Origin of the sequence: Rhizobium sp. FKY42 (assembly GCF_005222835.1) — a bacterium.
Lineage (GTDB): Bacteria > Pseudomonadota > Alphaproteobacteria > Rhizobiales > Rhizobiaceae > Neorhizobium.
On sequence record NZ_STGA01000059.1, the window covers coordinates 125,311 to 143,561 of the forward strand.

The window sequence follows — 18,251 nt, forward strand, 5'->3', positions numbered from 1 at the left end:
AACTTGTTACACTGTGCGAAAGATGGTGAAGCGGCAAGGGTTTGGCGAAATCGATTCGGGTGCCAAAGGTTCGATTCCCTTCAAGAGCAAAATACGCTGTGAGAATTCTCCGGCACTGTCATGAAGTCATATTGGTCGGTGTGACTTTCTGTCGGTGGCACCCGAGGTCCGATTTCGCCCCCAATCCAATAGCACTTTGCCAGGACTCAGAATTTCTCTTGGATCAAGGCATGCTGTCACCTGCTTTATCAACATCAACTTGCCCGGATGTGCATTATGATCAACGTGCGCGCTCTTCTACGCCGACACCCTGCTCACTCCCAGCACGCAAAGATAAACACGGAATTCACTCAAGACGCTTGACTCCAGGTGCCGGCGAAATAGATTGTAAACAGCAAACTATGGTTGCACCAGGCAGGCTGGGAGTGCCAATCGGTTTTAGATAAGGCGCATTTTCATCTCATCAGACCAAAATGAACGCGTTTCATTCATCTACCGCTAAACCGAGCTGTTGATTACAGCCGAGCCTTTGCCGGGTCAGTTTTTAAACAAGTGCATAATGCTGATGCGAGAACATTGTGCCTTTTTCCTAAATATCTGAAATCGTTGAGATCTCGTTTTCCACGCGTAGTGCATCTCTTCGATCTAAGTAAAGGGCAAATAAAGATCGCGTAGAGGTGAGGAGAAATGGAACGTCCTTATTTTTTCGGCGAAATGGATCTAGGCGATCCAGCCGACGATCCTGGGGTCGCAGATGGCAGCGACGCACTGAGCGTCGAGCAGCGAAAGTTCTTACCTAAACCTCCCGCGATTGCTGGCTGCACGTTCTTGCGCGCTGGTCAGGCAGCATACGAAGACCGTATGAAGACGGTCTACAACCGTCGAACGTTGATACGCCCCAGCTTGTTCGCAGTGTGCAAGAGTGCAATTGCAATCGGCAAGGTGGTTTCCTGGGCGCGAGACAATGCCATTGCCTTTTCGATCCGAGGGGGGGGGCACTCCTATGAAGGGTTCAGCGGCAATACGAGCGTCGTGATTGATGTCGGTGAGATCAATCAAATCTCTTTCGATAAGGTGGTGAAGACGGTTACTGTCGGAGCCGGGGCTAAGCTTGGGCAGATTCAGGCTGCGCTCAAAGGAACTGGGTATGCGCTCGTCTGCGGGACGTGCCCTACGGTCGGAGTTGCCGGTCATGTTCTGGGAGGCGGTTATGGGCTTCTGTCTCGAGCAAGAGGTCTTGCGGCCGACAGCCTGATCGGAATACGGCTCATCGATCCGAAGGGAAACATTCTCGTTGCGAACGCATCGACGAACAAAGATCTCTTTTGGGCGTGCCGCGGGGGAGGGGGAGGATCGTTCGGTGTGGTGTTCGAATTGACCATCCGAGTTCACCCTGTTGCGTCCGTCGATGTTTTTTCCGTCGGATGGACGCTTTCGAAAGAACGAGCGGCAAAGATCGTCGACGCTTGGCAGAAATGGGCACCCAAGGCTGATCGAGGCATCACTGCTCTTTTAAAGGTCAGCAAGTCAGGGAGTGGCCCGAACCTTTCGATAAGATGCCTTGGTCAAAGTGTCGCCAGCCGAACAGAACTTGAAAGAGCGTTAGCGGCTCTTGCGGCGATCGAAGCTCCAATTGGTCCGCGCGCGATCAAGACGTACATGTTTTGGGACGCATTCCAGAAATATGCGGGCACCGGGCGTGATCCCTATTTCCAAAAGGAGCGTTCCGACTTTTTGCAGTCTTTGAATGCAGCCGGGATAGAACAGATGCTTGAACAGGTCGTCACACAGCTCTTCAACGATGTCGGCCTGATATTGAACGCCTATGGGGGAGCGATAAATGATTTGACCGAAACCGAGACGGCGTTTCCGCATCGGTCAAGCGTCGGGTATATGATCCATTATTATGCTGGGTGGGACGATCCTCGTCTGACTCCCCGAAAAACAAGGGCCATGACGGCGTTTTATGATGGGCTGCAACGCTTCATGCCCGGAAAGGCTTACGTCAATTACAGCGATGTACAGCTTAGAGATTTTGCTACGGCCTATTGGGGGCAGAATCTCAAACGCCTGAAGCAGGTGAAGCGATCTTTCGATCCGGATAACCTGTTTGCTTTCCAGCAAAGCGTGCCGCTTTCGTGAACAATTGAGGAGACGATGACGGAGGACGCATCACCTTTTTTGCTTCCATCTCCAGATTTTACATGTGTCCAGCCTCAATGCCGGTATGTCGCAGGCGTGCGACCCTTTCGTCACGGAACATATCGGCTCGAGCACGAAATGATCAGGGAAAAATTCGTCGTCCACAATTACGGCCATGGCGGCGCTGGCATTTCAATGAGCTGGGGATGTGCGGATGTGGTGGCCAAGATTGTCCGAGGATACGCTTCGCCAAGCGAGCAAAAATCGATCGCTATTCTGGGTGCCGGGGTCATGGGCCTGACTGCGGCAACGCTCCTATCACCCGACTACAAAGTCACGATTTATGCGGAAAGACTAACCTGCACCACCTCCGACATTGCCGGGGGGCAATGGGCTCCCTCCGTTATTAAGTATGACGAACGCGATCCGGCGGCAAAGGCGCGGTTCGAGGATATCCTGAGAACCGCTTACCGCATGCATGAGCAAAGGATCGGGAGGGGATTCGGCGTTTCCATACGCATTAACTATACAAAAGCGAAAAGCGACACTTTCGCGAAAGTGCCGCCCGATTTGATCGCCAAGCCTACCTGGTTCGAGCCGCTACCATTCAAGCATATGGCTTCCAACGGCTGGGGTTATCGTACCCTGCTTGTCGAACCCCCAGTTTTTCTTCCAAGGCTCCGAAACGATCTCGTCAAACAGGGCGTGCAATCGGTTCAGAAGCTGTTCAAAAATGTCGCGCAGTTGGCAGAACTTTCCGAAACCATTGTGATCAATTGTACAGGCCTTGGATCAAAGACGCTGTTTGCCGATAATCAACTTCAACCGATCAAGGGCCACCTCGTTCTTCTTCCTGCTCAACCATCATTGACCTGGCTCTTTAGCAACGGTTCAACCTACGTCTTCCCGCGTGAAGACCATGTCGTCGTTGGAGGATCCTACGAGGAGAACATGAACGACGAAATCCCTGATCCCAAACGGTGCCAAGACATCATGCGAATTGCGAAGGATGTTTTTGCGGGTCGGGCATTGGCAAAGGAGTTTGAAGACGCACCCTGGCTGCTACGCAACAAATAGGAGGATCACTTGGCATATACTGTTGCAGATTACATCATTGATCGCCTGAAGCTGCAGGGGGTCGACACCTTGTTTGGAGTTCCATCAGTCTATTGTGCCCGGGTCTACGCCGCCGCCAGTCGCGCCTCGCAATTTAGGACCATTGTCACAAGTAGTGATCTGGAGGCAGGTTACGCAGCAGATGGCTACGCCCGTATCCGGGGTCTTTCGGCAGTGGCTGTATCCTACGGGCCAGGGACTTTGAGCCTGGTGAACGCGGTCGCGGGCGCCTATGTTGAGCGGAGCCCGATCGTGGTGATCAACGGAGGACCTTCAACAGAGAGCATAAAGACGCAAACCAATACTGGCGTTGTCTTCTCGCACTCGATCGGAAAACCCCATACCGATCTCGAGGTTTTTTCGGCGGTTACCGCATATCATGAACGGGTCGAAAATCCTGCCCAGGCTTGTTCAATGTTTGACGAGGCCGTCCGGGTGGCGATGGTGCGAAAGCGGCCTGTTTATATCGAGATCCCGCAAGGGATGCTGGCAAGTGCGTGTCCGCCACCTACAAGTAAATTCGATCCGCCGACCCCGCCGGGAAACGCTATTCAGGTTGCCGATCAAATCTTGCAAGCCGTCGCTCGTGCGAAGTCGCCTTTTTTGATCGTCGGTGTCGAGGTACAACGTTACGGCTTAGCCGGCGATGTCCTGGCTATCATCGAGAAGCTGAAAATGCGCTGGGCGACAACTTTGTTGGAGCGCACGACGATCAATGAAAGTCACAGCCTATTCCAAGGCATCTTCAACGGCGACAAGGCGCCTGACACCCTTAAGACCAAGATCTGGAATGCCGACCTCTTAATATCCTTGGGCGCTGTCTTCGGGTCCGGCCATTCAAGCATTATAGTGCCCAAAATTGAGCGGAACCAGGTTGTCAGGATCTGGGACGGTACAGCACATGTTAAAGGAGCTAGTGCGGTCTCCTGCGGGCTTGCCTCTCTCATCGCAGAACTTAATAAGCACGCTATCGCTGACGTCGGCCGACCGAAAGAGGAGATGAATGAGCCGCCGCCGATCGGGGAAGAGGCCGCATGGGACGGTGACCGAGACGATGTGTATACCGCAGAAGAACCCGAGGTGTCCGGAGACCTCGCGGTACCGGCGGTCTCAATGATAGCCTATAATGAACTTTTCGAGGAGATTGAGCGGTCAGTCACATCCGATCCAAAGCTGATGTTAATTGCCGATACTTTTCTTGGGATCTACCCGACGGCTCGAATTAAGATGGTCGGGACAAACATTTTCATGGCGGGCGCTATTTGGGCAAGTATTGGCCATTCCGTAGGGGCTGGCGTCGGTGTCTCCGCCGCAGAAGGGAAAAAGGGAAAGAGAGCTTTCGTGGTCTGTGGAGATGGCGGATTCCAGATGGTCGCACAAAGCCTCTCGACCATGGCGCGCTACAGGTTGAACACGATCACCCTTGTCGTCGACAATACCCTCTACGGATACGAACAATTTCTGCTTGATAAGAGCTTCTACACCGGCGGACCTAAGAACCCTCTTCCCTACGCCGTTCTAAATGACTGGGATTACGGGTCCGTTGCCAGAGGTCTTGGAATAGCTGCCGTTTACAGCGCGACGTCAGGTCCTGAGTTAGCTGCGGCAATCTCCGCAGCGAAGGCGCAAGATGGGCCGGCCTTCATTCACGCATCCGTTGGGGCCCGTTCGCTTCCACCCGGCTTGTGAAGCCTCTGGGCCTCAACCCGTACACGTTCGAGACGTAGTCTATTCTTGAAATCAGCTCAACCGACCGACCCGCCGGCCACCGTTCTAATACAAATAGGATCGGCGGTCGTGATGGATCAAACCTAAGATCAAACAGCCACCATACAGATATTGCTATCATGGGCGGATGGTCAGGCTTCTTTCCCTTCTTCAACTGGCGGCAGTGCAAGTAACCATGTGATCCGACCGACCTCAAACTCTCGGTAAAGTTGCCGGGCAAAGATCTCGTATTGCCGATTCCAGTACTTGGGCGGTATCTGCACCAGGATACGCAGCCATGACTCCGGCGGAAGGAACTGCGCTTGGAATGGCACTGTTGTCCCGCTTGCCGCCAATTCCACATTCAAGGTCCCGGGTTGATATCCGGGCCCGAATGCCAAGCCGGTCGCAGGTCGGATCGTATCAGGCATTGAAATCCTAAGCCGAGAACCAGGTGGGAGATCGGCGCAAATCTCCACCCTCATGTCGACGAACGGGCCTGGGTCCGGATTCGGCACCATGAACGGGAGGACAGCAGCTTCCTCATTACCACGGGGGCGGATGTCAGCCACATCGAAATTGCGCCACGCGACATTGTTGTTGGCCTGGATGAACGCCGAGAAATTCTGGATAGGATCAAGCGTCGCCAGGACCGGTGCCATGTCGAACATATGCGACACTGTGGCGATGAAACAGTAGTGGCCTGGACCGGGTACGGAAGCTTGGGGCCAGTTGAAGGGTCCAACGACGGTAAGCTTGTTTCCGTTTGGGACATCGATTGATTTTGAACCGATAAGGCGCCAGTTCTTTGGGGTGATCAATGTGGAGGGTGGCGACCAGTAGAGCGACACGACAGCGGCATTGGCTGGCACGTCTGATTTGTTACGCACACGCACATAGCCATAATTGTCTGCGCCGCTCGCGACAGCTTCGCTCAACATCGCATTGTTTTCGGTTCCGCTACCTTCACCAAATGATGCTTGCGGATGGGTGACCGGCCTCTGGCGGACGACGATATCGGGACTGAAGGAAGCAATACCGTTATGCGGTACTCCAGTGTCGTTGATTGTATCGCGGATATAGAGCTCGGGAGCGAGTTTAAGCACCGATCCGGCAATTCGCTGGAGGTTAGGCATGACACCGATTTTGTCGACGGATGGGTTCGCCGAGCGCGTTCCAAGGGTCGGGTCCGACAAGATTGCACGAAGCGTAGCAGGGCTGAGTGGCGCCTTATCAAGGCCCCCGCGTTTCATCCCCTGAACTGCCAAAGCGGCGCCGGTAACGATCGGTGATGCACTCGACGTTCCGTTGAATGCCGCCGTATAAAGATTGGTCGCGGCAGCCGGGTTCGAAAATGTCGTATCGACGTTTTCTCCCCATCCGTAACAGTCAATGCGGCTGCCGAAGTTCGAAAAAGACAACCGGTCATGAGGGGCGGCTGCCGAGCCAGCGCCGACGACCAATGCGCCGGAGTCCCGAAATCCAGGATCACCCCTGCGCAGAGGAAATGCTCCATTCAAGTGATATGTATCCAGGTCGTGGCTGCCGTTGCCAGCAGCCTCGACCACGAGATGGCCGAGCTGGGTCGCAAGCCTAATGGCATCGAACACATCGCTCGCGACCTCAACGATCATGTTCGGATAATTGCCGTTCCAATTCACCCACTGCTGCTCGATGAGGATCGTGCCGACATCTTTGACGACATTGGTCAGGTGGGCAACGCTTGCCAAAATTGCATTTGCGACTGAAGAACCGCTTGTTGACGAGGCAGATACGCTTGCAAGACCTGGCACGATGCCGACGCAACCCTTCTGATTATCCACCGCACAAAGCTCACCAAGAACTGCTGTCCCGTGGCTGCGCGACGAATCGGAGATCCGACCGTGAATGAGTGAAACATTCTTGGCCGCGAGGTCTTCGTGATTGAACGTCCATCCTTGTTCAACGTCGACCAGATGTTGGCCAGCGCCGTCACCTCCGGGTAGCCCCCAAGCGAACACGGCGTTGATTCCAGCCGGCGCAGCACGCAAGTAACCTTGATTGAAAAAGCGCGGATCGTCGCTTGGACTGACCGCTGGATCGCTTGGAATCGGCTCGACGTAAGCTGTCTCAACCGTATCCCATTCAAGTATAGCGGCCAACAGTGACCGCGGATCAACGCTGTCTGGTACATTCAGAACAAAATAGCTGGTCAGCGAGGAGGCGCCGGGTCCTTTGGTAAGGGCACTTCCCTCCAGCGCACGTATTTCAGGTTCGGAGATCGCAGTAAAATGCGGCTCAAGCGAAAGGTTCCCGAACTTCGATGATAGTCGCGTCCAGTCTGTCTGCTGAGAGGCATCCAGACGTTTTTGCGCGGCTGCACTATACGGCGGCGCTGAACCCCCAAGAAATTTGACGATGATCTTCTGATTGCTCATCTCATTTTCCTAGATATCAAGTTGACGCATGCAGCAAGAGCTAGCGTAATACGAAAATGATTACTGCGTTGCTTATTCAAGCGCCCGGACTAATTTCGAAAATTTACTTTAAGTTGATTTCTCTGTAAATCCTTATCTCTGTCTGGCGCCCTGACCATCGTCCGAAAATGCGGGACAGTCGAGACCACCACGACCCTAGACACTCATACGTCTTTCATCGAGCCTGAATTCGCAGCTCTGGATTTTTGAGCGTACGAGTCGCAAGCGATGGCGCCCTAGCCACCAAACCATTTCCCGTTCCAGCGTCGGGATCTTGCAGATCCCATTCCAATCGAAGCGCTTCGAAGCCAGAGTGTCCGACGAACTTCAACATATTCGCGGACGCGGTAAGTAAACCTCTCGAGGGAAGGGCGGCATCTTCTGGATCTGAACGATGTCGTTCATTTTGCTTCTCCAAACTTAATGACGGCCATTACCCCACCGTGGCGTCTATTGGTGTCGGTGCCATTCAGAGAGAGCAAGTAGTTGCTTGCACTAGAAAATTTGGTGTTAATAGAAGCTGGTTAATAGCCGGATCGACGGTTCGTATCCCTTCAAGGCTTCGGTGTTATTGGCTGATGTCGCGGGCCGATCTCAAATACATAGTAGATGCGCTAGGCTTGCACCTCCTTGAGAATCCAAGCCTCGAAATTTTGCGCGGCAACCTGGGTTTTCTTACTCTCCGGCCGCACGATGAAATATGCGTTTTCTGTTTGCATAGGCAAGTCGGCCAGAGGCCTGAGAGTGCCGGATTGCAACTCACTTTCAATGAGATAGGTTGGCAGCAAGGCAAAGCCCAAACCTGCTGAGGCCGCTGCAATCAGCATCGAAAACTGGTCGAAACGAATCCCCTGATAAGCCTGCGGGAGATCTATGCCGCGAAGTTGTGCCCAATCTGACCACAGCTTCGGTCGAGTGGTGAGATGCAGGAGCGGAATTTGTTCAAACCGTACCTCGGTTCGCTGCCCAACACGATCTATCAAAGCTGGGCTGGCAACTGGCAAAACCGTTTCACTGCAAAGAAAGGTACAGGATGCATTCGCCCAGGTCGGTTGGCCGAAATGAATCGCGAGGTCGAAATTCTCCTCTGCGAAACTAAACTGGGTGGAACGCGACTCGATGGAAATGGCAACAGCGGGATTAAGGGCTATGAAGCGGCCAAGTCGCGGGACAAGCCACTTTCCGCCAAACGTGGGCAGCGTCGCAATCCTTAAGGATGCTGTCATTTGCCCGGTTACTACTGCGCTGATCATGAGCCGCTCTGCCTGCACAAGCAATTGCTTAACCTCCGGAAGCAGCCGTTCGCCCGCCTCTGACAGGATGACGCGCTGACGGACCCGTTCGAACAGCTTGAGGCCCGTCTGCTGCTCGAGATCCGCGATCTGGCGACTGATGGCGCTCTGCGTCAGGTTCAGTTCCTGCGCCGCGCGCGAAAAATTCTGATGCCGCGCCGCGCATTCGAAGGCCTGCAGGTTGATAAAGTCAGGAGCCAGGCTGCGACGTATAGTCATTCCATTTCCGCATCAATTGAACCGAAATCTTCACAACACGGCCGCTATCCGTCGGGATATGGTGCTGTTTCAGAATGATCTCGCATATTGCAGAGGAAATGGCCATCATGACCGCGAAGGTTTCTCCAGATGATATCCGCGCTCGCTTTTCTAGCGCCATGTCGGTGATGTACCGCGACGAGGTTCCGGACTACGGAACGCTGATGGAACTGGTCGCCTGCGTCAACGATGAGACGCTCGCTGCCGAACCCGATCTGAAAGAGCGTCTGGATGCGACCGATAGCCTGGAGCGGATATCCGAAGAGCGTCACGGCGCGATCCGCCTCGGCACGGCGGAAGAACTTGCAACGATGCGCCGAATTTTCGCTGTCATGGGTATGTGGCCGGTCGGCTATTACGATCTCTCCACCGCCGGCGTGCCCGTGCATTCCACAGCGTTCCGCCCGGTTGGCGAAGAGGCATTGAAGCTTAATCCCTTCCGCGTCTTCACCTCGCTGCTGCGGCTCGACCTGATTGCCAACGAAGCGTTGCGAGCCGAGGCCGCCGCTATTCTCGCGTCCCGGCAGATCTTCACGCCGAAGGCCCTTGAATTGACCGAGAAGGCTGAGAAGGAGAACGGATTGGATCAGGACGATGCCGCCCGTTTCGTCGCTGAGGTGCTGGAGACGTTCCGCTGGCACGACAAGGCCAATGTTGAGCTTGCCATGTATCACCGACTGCATGATGCGCACCGTTTGATTGCTGATGTCGTTTCGTTCAAGGGGCCGCATATCAACCATTTGACGCCGCGCACGCTGGATATCGACAAGGTGCAGGCGCGCATGAGCGAATACGGCATAGCCCCCAAGGCAGTTGTCGAAGGTCCGCCGACCCGCAAATGCCCGATCTTGCTGCGCCAGACTTCGTTCAAGGCACTGGAAGAATCCGTTTCATTTCACGATGGCGAAGGCGGCTGGCAGGCTGGAACGCATACCGCGCGTTTCGGGGAAATCGAGCAGCGCGGCGTGGCGCTGACGCCGAAAGGTCGTGCGCTCTATGACAAGTTGCTGGACGATACTCGCAGATTAGTCCGCCCGGCTGCCGATGGTTCCAACGCGGAGGCCTACCAGGCGGCACTTACCGAGGTTTTCAAGGCATTCCCGGATAACTGGGCGGATATTCGCGCTCATGGACTTGGCTATTTCAGCTATTCGCTTACGGACAAAGGTAGAAGAGGCGTCGCTTCCGTTTCTGATCCGGAACAACTCATTGTCGACGGCTATATTTGCTTCGATGCCATCGTTTACGAGGATTTCCTACCCGTCAGCGCGGCGGGCATCTTCCAGTCCAACCTGGGCGATGGTGCGCAACAAGAGTTTGCCGCGTCTCCGAACCAGATGCGTTTTGAAGTCGATCTCGGCGCCTCCGTCCTCAATGAATTCGATCATTATACCAGTATCCAAAAGGCCTCGCTGGAGAGCTGCCTTGCAGCGCTTTCTGCGCGTCCAGCCGCCGAATAGCCTCTTTTTCTGGAGTGAAGACGATGAATATCGCCGTAAAGACAACTGCAATTGCCGCTGAGACCGCCGCCATTCTGGAACGCCTTGGCGTTGACAAGTCAGCCTATACCGGCGGAGAGATGACGTGCTTCTCGCCTATCACTGGCGAACAGACCGCAAGCCTCAAGACTGTTTCCGCCGATGCGGCAGCCGCCGCAATCGAACGCGCCGATGCCGCCTTCCGCACCTGGCGTCTCGTGCCCGCGCCAAAGCGCGGCGAACTGGTACGCCTGCTGGGCGAAGAACTGCGTGCCGCCAAGGCTGATCTCGGCCGTCTCGTTTCCATCGAAGCCGGCAAGATCCCGTCCGAAGGTCTTGGCGAAGTGCAGGAAATGATCGACATCTGCGATTTCGCCGTTGGCCTCTCCCGTCAGCTTTACGGCCTGACCATTGCCACCGAGCGTCCCGGTCACCGCATGATGGAAACCTGGCATCCGCTCGGCGTCATCGGCATCATTTCCGCCTTCAACTTTCCCGTTGCCGTCTGGGCCTGGAATGCGGCGCTGGCGCTCGTCTGCGGCAACAGCGTTGTCTGGAAGCCTTCGGAAAAGACGCCGCTGACGGCCTTGGCCGCTCAGTCTGTGCTCGATCGTGCCCTGAAGCGCTTCGGCGACGCGCCTGAAGGCCTGTCCCAGCTTCTGATCGGCGACCGCGCCATTGGTGAGGTTCTGGTCGATCACCCAAAGGTGCCGCTTGTTTCTGCTACTGGCTCCACCCGCATGGGCCGCGATGTCGGTCCGCGTCTCGCAAAGCGCTTTGCCCGCGCCATCCTGGAACTGGGCGGCAATAACGGTGGCATCGTCTGCCCTTCTGCCGATCTCGATATGGCCCTGCGCGCCATTGCCTTCGGCGCCATGGGCACGGCGGGCCAGCGTTGCACAACACTGCGACGTCTGTTCGTTCACGACAGTGTTTACGATCAACTCGTGCCGCGTCTGAAAAAGGCCTATGCCAGCGTCTCCGTCGGCAATCCGCTGGACGGCCAGGCCCTCGTCGGACCCCTGATCGACAAGCTGGTCTTTGACTCCATGCAGGAGGCTCTCGCCGAGGCCAAGGCCCATGGTGGTGCGGTCCATGGCGGCGAGCGGGTTGAGACCGGCAGCGCCGATGCCTATTACGTGAAGCCAGCGCTGGTTGAAATGCCTGCGCAGACCGGTCCGGTTCTCGAAGAAACCTTTGCGCCGATCCTCTACGTACTGAAATACAGCGACTTCGATGCGGTTCTGGCTGATCACAATGCAGTGGGCGCAGGTCTTTCGTCCTCCATCTTTACGTTGGACATGCGCGAGGCCGAGCGCTTCCTGGCGGCAGACGGTTCCGATTGCGGCATCGCCAATGTCAATATCGGCACTTCAGGTGCGGAAATCGGCGGTGCCTTTGGCGGCGAGAAGGAAACCGGCGGCGGCCGCGAAAGCGGATCAGATGCCTGGAAGGCCTATATGCGCCGCGCCACCAACACTATCAACTATTCGAAGTCTCTGCCGTTGGCGCAGGGCGTTTCCTTCGATATCGAATAAGGCAGAACAGCCATGACAATTGCGGTTAAAGTAGATGAGACGGGTTTCAGGCCCGCCTCGAGGATCGCCTCTGTCGGCGTTTCCAAAATTCTGCAGATCGGGGCAAAGGCTGCGGCGATGAAGCGCGAAGGCCTTCCCGTGATCATCCTCGGCGCAGGAGAGCCGGATTTCGATACGCCTGACCACGTCAAGCAGGCCGCGAAGGCCGCTATCGATGCCGGTGAAACTAAGTATACGGCGCTTGACGGCTCGCCTGCGCTCAAACAGGCGATTGCCGCAAAGTTCAAACGCGAAAACGGCGTTGATTATGCGCTTGATGAAATCACTGTTGGCACGGGCGCCAAGCAGATCCTTTTCAATGCCTTCATGGCAACCATCGATGCGGGCGACGAGGTGGTTATCCCGACGCCCTATTGGACCTCCTATTCTGATATTGTCGAGATTTGCGGCGGTCGCTCCGTTCTGGTGCCATGTTCCGCCGAGGCGGGTTTCCGTCTTCAGGCGGAACAGCTGGAAAAAGCCATAACGCCGAAGACGCGTTGGGTGCTTTTGAATTCTCCGTCCAACCCGTCAGGTGCGGCCTATGGTGCTGCCGATTACCGCCCGCTGATTGACGTTTTGCTGCGCCATCCGAATGTGTGGCTGATGGTGGACGACATGTATGAGCACATCGTCTATGACGGCTTCGGCTTTGTAACGCCGGTGGCGCTGGAGCCGCAACTGAAGGAACGGGCACTGACGATCAATGGCGTGTCCAAGGCCTATGCCATGACGGGTTGGCGCATTGGCTACGCCGGCGGTCCCAAGGCCCTGATCAAGGCCATGGCCGTGATCCAGAGCCAGGCGACGTCCTGCCCCTGTTCGGTCAGTCAGGCCGCCGCGATTGCTGCCTTGAACGGGCCCCAGGATTTCCTCAAAGAGCGTCAGGCAAGCTTCAAGCAGCGCCGTGATCTGGTGGTCGACCGCCTGAACGCCATACCTGAACTCGAATGCCGGGTCCCGGAAGGTGCGTTCTACACCTATTCCGGTTGTGCGGGCGTGCTCAACAAGGTTACGCCCAAGGGCAAGACGCTTGTGAGCGATGCGGATTTTACCGATTATCTGCTGGAAGAAGCGCATGTCGCCGTGGTGCCGGGTTCGGCCTTCGGTCTTTCGCCCTTCTTCCGGATTTCCTACGCGACATCGGAAGCGGAATTGGTAGAAGCGCTCTCCCGTATCGAACGGGCCTGCGCCGCGCTCAAAGAATAGCTGTTTCATCATGATTCCACGCCTCGATCGACCCGCATTCGTCGCGGATGCTCCGCCCAGCTTTTTCGAGCGGCTGATCGAAGCGGGGTTTTGCGGCGATATCGAAACCCGCGCTGGGTCCCGCATCGTCCATGCCACGGACAATTCCATCTATCAGATGGAGCCGCAGGCTGTGCTTTTTCCCCGTCGAGCGCAAGACCTGCAGATCATAGCCCGTACACTGTGCGAGCCAGCCTTTCAGAAGTTGGTCATTGCCCCGCGCGGTGGTGGCACAGGCACGAATGGGCAATCGCTGACCAACGGCGTGGTGGTCGATTGCTCCCGGCACATGAATCGGATCCTGCACATTGATCCCGTACGGCGCGTCGCCCACGTTGAGGCCGGCGTGGTGAAAGACCAGCTCAATCGGGCCCTCAAGCCTTACGGTCTGTTCTTTGCGCCCGAGCTTTCAACCTCCAATCGTGCTAGTATCGGCGGTATGATTTCCACCGATGCCTGCGGTCAGGGCTCCTGTCTCTATGGCAAGACCTCCAACCATGTTCTTGCGCTGCGTGCAGTGCTGATGGATGGCACGGATTTCTGGTCTCGACCGATGGTGGCCAAGGACCTCAAGGAAACGCTTCGGCGTCAGGACCGGATCGGCGACATCTACCGGGTCGTGGAGCGTATCACGCGGGAAAAGAGCCAGCGCATCGAGGAGGTCTTTCCGAATCTCAACCGGTACATGACGGGCTACAATCTAGCCCATGTTTGTCGGCACGACGGGCATTTCGATCTCAATGCCATCCTTTGTGGATCGGAAGGCACGCTGGCAATGATTGCGGAGGCGGAACTGAACCTCCTGCCGCTGCCGGCTGAGGTTGCGCTGATCAATATCCGCTACAACGACTTTAATGCTGCGCTTGAGGATGCCCGTAATCTCACCGCGCTCAAGGTCGCCTCGGTTGAGACGGTCGATGAGAAGGTGCTGGGTCTTGCCAAGGGTGATATCGTCTGGACGGCAATCAGCAGCTTCTTTCCAGATGATGAGGGGAGGGCTGCCAACGGCATCAACATTGTCGAGGTGCTGGCCGATAACGAGGCGGAGCTGGAGCAGAAGCTGGCGGCCGTGACCGGTGCGCTGCAAAGTCAGGCAAACCCCAACCGTCTGGGCTACACCATCGTGCGCGACCACAAGGACGCCGAAGCCATCTGGACGATGCGCAAGCGAGCCGTCGGTCTTCTTGGTAATATCGAAGGGGCGGTGCGTCCAGTCGCTTTCGTGGAAGACACCGCCGTGCCGCCGCAACATCTGGCCGCCTATATTCGCGAGTTTCGGGCACTTCTGGACAAGGCCGGCGTAGCCTATGGCATGTTCGGGCATGTCGATGCCGGGGTGCTACATGTGCGCCCGGCGCTGGATCTGGCGCGCCCCGATCATGTGCCGCTGGTGCGCGAGATCAGCGATGCGGTGGTGGCGCTTACCCGCAAATATGGCGGGGTGCTTTGGGGTGAACACGGCAAGGGAGTACGCTCGGAATATGTGCCGGAATTTTTTGGCGACCTTTATCCCTGTCTGCAGGAAATCAAACGCGCCTTCGATCCTGAAAACCGGCTGAACCCCGGCAAGATCGCCAGCCCGAACACAACGCCTTTGCTGAAGATCGATGCAGTGCCGCTGCGCGGTACACTAGACCGGGTGATCGGCAATGAGATCCGAGCCGCTTTCGATAATGCCGCCTATTGCAATGGGAATGGAGCCTGTTTCGATTTCGACGAGACAAGCCCCATGTGTCCGTCCTACAAGGCCAGCCGCGACCGCCGTCTCTCGCCCAAGGGGCGCGCCTCGCTGATGCGCGAATGGTTGCGGCTACTGACGGAAAAGGGCGTAGATCCGCGGCGGGAGGCATCAAACGCCCTGCGGACGAGCGCGTTGCAACGTCTTCTGAAGAGTCTAAATCCCAAAAATCGGCAGGATTTCTCCCACGAGATCAAGGCGGTCATGGATAGCTGCCTGTCGTGCAAGGCCTGTGCCGGCCAATGTCCCGTGAAGGTGAGCGTGCCATCCTTTCGGGCAAAGTTTCTGGAGATCTATCACGCCCGTTATCTACGCCCGCTGAAAGACCCGCTGATTTCCTCCATCGAGACATTGCTGCCAGCGATGGCGCGGCTGCGCCCGATCTATAACGGCTTTGTCAGCACAGAGGCGGGCAGGGCGTTGATGCGTGTTGTCGGTCTGACCGCGCTGCCGCGCCTAGCCGATCAGTCGTTGGACGATGAGGCGCGAAAGCTGGATGTGCCGTTCGCCGATGCCGAGACCCTGGCAAAATTAACACCAGAGCAGCGCAAGCACATCGTAGTTTTTGTGGTCGACACCTTCACCGCGCATTTTGAGCCTGCCGTGGCGCTTGCTGCCATCAGTGTTGCCCGCAAACTGGGTTTTCAGCCGATGCTTGCCCGTCGGCATGTCAACGGCAAGGCGCTGCATGTGCATGGCTATCTTGCCAGCTTCGAAAAGGCAGCCAGGCGGACATCAGCCTATCTGCAAAGCCTTGCCGACCTCGAGATACCACTCGTGGGGCTCGACCCGTCCATGACGCTTGCCTTCCGCAATGAGTACAAGATGGTGCAGGGCAAACCTCTGAAGGCGACCATTGTCCTTCCACAGGAATGGCTTTTGACCGTCCCAATGCAAGTGAAGCCCGCCATGGCTTCGGTTGTGGGCAAACTGATCCTGATGGTTCATTGCACGGAGCGCAGCAATGCAGCGGCGTCTATCGGGCAATGGAAGGCGGTGTTCGAGGCGCTGGGACAGGAACTACAGGTGGCCGATACCGGCTGCTGCGGCATGGCCGGCACCTTTGGTCATGAGGTGAAAAACCGGGCGATGTCCGAGCAGCTTTACACTATGAGCTGGAAGCCGGTGCTGGATCAGGCAGAGAGTACTGATCTTTTCATGGCCACGGGTTATTCCTGCCGCGCGCAGGCGAAGTTGATCGATGGTCGGCACTTACCGCATCCTCTCGAGTTATTGGATCGGATGATAACGTAAGCTGTCCGGGACAGTGAGACATGAAGCAGTGGAAGCACGTCTGTATAGATCTGCAAATCAAACTGCGTACCCCAGATGCGTGGCTTGCTAATCGCAGGTGCTGATAATCCGGTTGGGTGGCACGTCGCAAGGACTGTGTCATCAATCATACTCTTCACCCGGATTCTCAAAGAAACGAAGGCGCCGACATTCTCTGTCGGTGCCTTGTGTCCGGATTTGCACAGCCCGTCAGAAGTAGCGAACTTCTTCTGCCTTGGTGCTGAGCGGATCCTTACCCCGCTTGGACAGCCAGGAATAAACTGGCGGAACACGATCTGCGATCGATTCGACATGAATGTCGATGAGGCAGGGTCCATCGGTATGGGCAAAGGCTTCAGCAAGTGCGGCATCGAGTTCGTTTGCGTTCTTGGCCGTCCAGGCTTTCAAATCGAATGCTTCGGCGATAGCCTGACCCTTGGGCGGCATGAAGTCCACGCCGAAGCACTGGTTATGCCCTTTCAACCGGTGAAGTCCCTTGATCCAGCCGAAAGTGCCGTTGTTGAAGAGCAGCAGGATTGCAGGCACCTGCAAGCGTACCAGCGTTTCCAACTCACCGACGCTCATGCCGAAGGAGCCGTCGCCGAACATACCGATCGGCCGCTGCTCCTTGTTGGCAAACCAAGCACCGACAGTGGCGGGCAGCGCCGAGCCGAGACCGCCGAAGGCGCGGGGAATTGCAAAGCGCGTGCGCCGATCCTTAAGCTTCAGGAATCGAGTCATATGCGGTGTCGGTGTGCCGGCATCGGAATAAATGTGGGCAGGCTTGCCATAGGCCTCCAACGCCTCGTTGAAGCAGCGCACCGCCCGTTCGGGGCGCAACGGCGTAGCTTCGGAATTGAGCAGCGCTTCTGCATTTTCCCAGAAGTCCGCGCGCAGGTCGTTCAGTTCATCCACCCAATCCTGAGTGCGGCTTGCATCGTTTTCTTCTGGTGCCATGGCGATCAACTGCTCGAGAACCAGTCGCGCATCGCCTTGGACTGAAACGACGTTTTCGTAGTTGTTGGCCATGATTTCCGGATCAATGTCGATTTGTGCCACGCGCTTGTTCAGCGTGATTTTCGGGAAAGTCCAGCCAATTGTGACGACGCTGCCCATGCGCGAGCCGACGAACAGAACGAAGTCGGCATGTTCAAGTGCCCAGTTCGCATGGGGGTGGAAACCATTATCACCAATGACGCCGACGGCTAGACGGTGATCATCCGGCATGGTGCCCTGGCCGGTCATGGTGGTGCAAACGGGAATATTCAGCTTTTCTGCCAACGCCGTGACTTCCGGTCCCGCGCAGGAGCGATTGACGCCTCCGCCGGAGACAATCAAGGGTCGTTTGGAGGATGTTAGAAGATCGAGAACGGTCTCCAGTTTGCCCGGTGCCGGAAGCGTCGGATAGGCCGGGAACTGTTTGCACTCCGTCTCCACATGGAGCGAAACACGTGCCGGATCGACCTCGGCCAGCAGCATGTCTTCCGGGATTTGCAGATGTACCGCGCCGGGTTTACCGGAACATGCAATGCGGAATGCGCGACGGATAATTTCCGGTAGTTTTTCGGGGCTTTTGACTTGCACGGACATTTTGGTGATCGGCTCGAACAGGCGGGCACAATCCAGTTCCGTCAGCACGCCGCGTCCTTCGCCCGGTAGCGGGATGTCGATGGTCAGCAGGATGACTGGGACGGAGGAGGAATTGGATTCAGCAACCGGCGGCAGGGAATACATCGCCCCGGCACCCGATGGGCATTCGAAGACACCGGGTTTGCGGGTAAAGCGGCCGTAGGCATCGGCCATATAGCCTGCGGAGCGCTCGTCGCGCGCCATAACGTGGCGGATCTTGCCCTCATTTTGTTGGAGCGCTTCATAGAAGGGAACGTTGGTGTCACCTGGAACGCCAAAGATCACTTCAACTCCATAGCCAATCAGCATTTCTACAAGAATATCTGCACCGCGCACGG

Annotated in this window: 10 protein-coding genes; 7 read left to right on the plus strand and 3 right to left on the minus strand. The window is 56.4% G+C overall.

Annotation, left to right across the window (positions count from 1 at the left end; genetic code table 11):
* Positions 1 to 687 precede the first annotated feature (687 nt).
* The 3 genes from E8M78_RS19840 to E8M78_RS19850 all read left to right on the plus strand — a co-directional run bounded on the left by E8M78_RS19840 (position 688) and on the right by E8M78_RS19850 (position 4,947).
* Entirely contained in the window at positions 688 to 2,142 is a 1,455-nt protein-coding gene (locus tag E8M78_RS19840) for an FAD-binding oxidoreductase (RefSeq protein WP_137136689.1), read from the plus strand.
* A gap of 138 nt (positions 2,143 to 2,280) precedes the next feature.
* Positions 2,281 to 3,219 carry an FAD-dependent oxidoreductase gene (locus E8M78_RS19845; protein WP_170973489.1) on the plus strand — a complete coding sequence of 313 codons (939 nt, stop codon included), beginning with the start codon at positions 2,281 to 2,283 and terminating at the stop codon, positions 3,217 to 3,219.
* A 9-nt stretch (positions 3,220 to 3,228) separates the two neighbouring features.
* Complete coding sequence (locus tag E8M78_RS19850) at positions 3,229 to 4,947, plus strand: thiamine pyrophosphate-binding protein (RefSeq protein ID WP_137136691.1); 1,719 nt, start codon at positions 3,229 to 3,231, stop codon at positions 4,945 to 4,947.
* A gap of 170 nt (positions 4,948 to 5,117) precedes the next feature.
* Here E8M78_RS19850 and E8M78_RS19855 read toward each other — a convergent pair whose 3' ends face one another.
* Together E8M78_RS19855 and E8M78_RS19860 are read right to left on the minus strand one after the other, a co-directional pair.
* Entirely contained in the window at positions 5,118 to 7,382 is a 2,265-nt protein-coding gene (locus E8M78_RS19855; RefSeq protein WP_137136692.1) for a S8 family peptidase, read from the minus strand.
* Positions 7,383 to 8,035: 653 nt separating this feature from the next.
* Positions 8,036 to 8,932 carry a LysR family transcriptional regulator gene (locus E8M78_RS19860; RefSeq protein WP_137136693.1) on the minus strand — a complete coding sequence of 299 codons (897 nt, stop codon included), beginning with the start codon at positions 8,930 to 8,932 and terminating at the stop codon, positions 8,036 to 8,038.
* Positions 8,933 to 9,039: 107 nt separating this feature from the next.
* Between E8M78_RS19860 and E8M78_RS19865 the strand changes: the two genes are divergently transcribed.
* From E8M78_RS19865 to E8M78_RS19880, 4 genes are read left to right on the plus strand one after another with little or no spacing between them, the layout of a single operon-like run.
* Positions 9,040 to 10,431, plus strand: coding sequence for a VOC family protein (locus E8M78_RS19865; protein WP_137136694.1), 1,392 nt, complete (start codon positions 9,040 to 9,042; stop codon positions 10,429 to 10,431).
* Positions 10,432 to 10,454: 23 nt separating this feature from the next.
* Positions 10,455 to 11,987, plus strand: coding sequence for an aldehyde dehydrogenase family protein (locus tag E8M78_RS19870; RefSeq protein ID WP_137136695.1), 1,533 nt, complete (start codon positions 10,455 to 10,457; stop codon positions 11,985 to 11,987).
* A 12-nt stretch (positions 11,988 to 11,999) separates the two neighbouring features.
* Positions 12,000 to 13,235 (plus strand): pyridoxal phosphate-dependent aminotransferase, encoded by a 1,236-nt coding sequence (locus E8M78_RS19875; protein WP_137136696.1) that lies wholly within the window; start codon positions 12,000 to 12,002, stop codon positions 13,233 to 13,235.
* Positions 13,236 to 13,245: 10 nt separating this feature from the next.
* Positions 13,246 to 16,266, plus strand: coding sequence for an FAD-binding and (Fe-S)-binding domain-containing protein (locus tag E8M78_RS19880; protein WP_137136697.1), 3,021 nt, complete (start codon positions 13,246 to 13,248; stop codon positions 16,264 to 16,266).
* Between the two features lie 228 nt (positions 16,267 to 16,494).
* On the opposite strand, the gene E8M78_RS19885 is transcribed toward E8M78_RS19880, so the two are convergent.
* Positions 16,495 to 18,249, minus strand: coding sequence for a thiamine pyrophosphate-binding protein (locus E8M78_RS19885; protein WP_137136698.1), 1,755 nt, complete (start codon positions 18,247 to 18,249; stop codon positions 16,495 to 16,497).
* Positions 18,250 to 18,251: the final 2 nt, after the last annotated feature.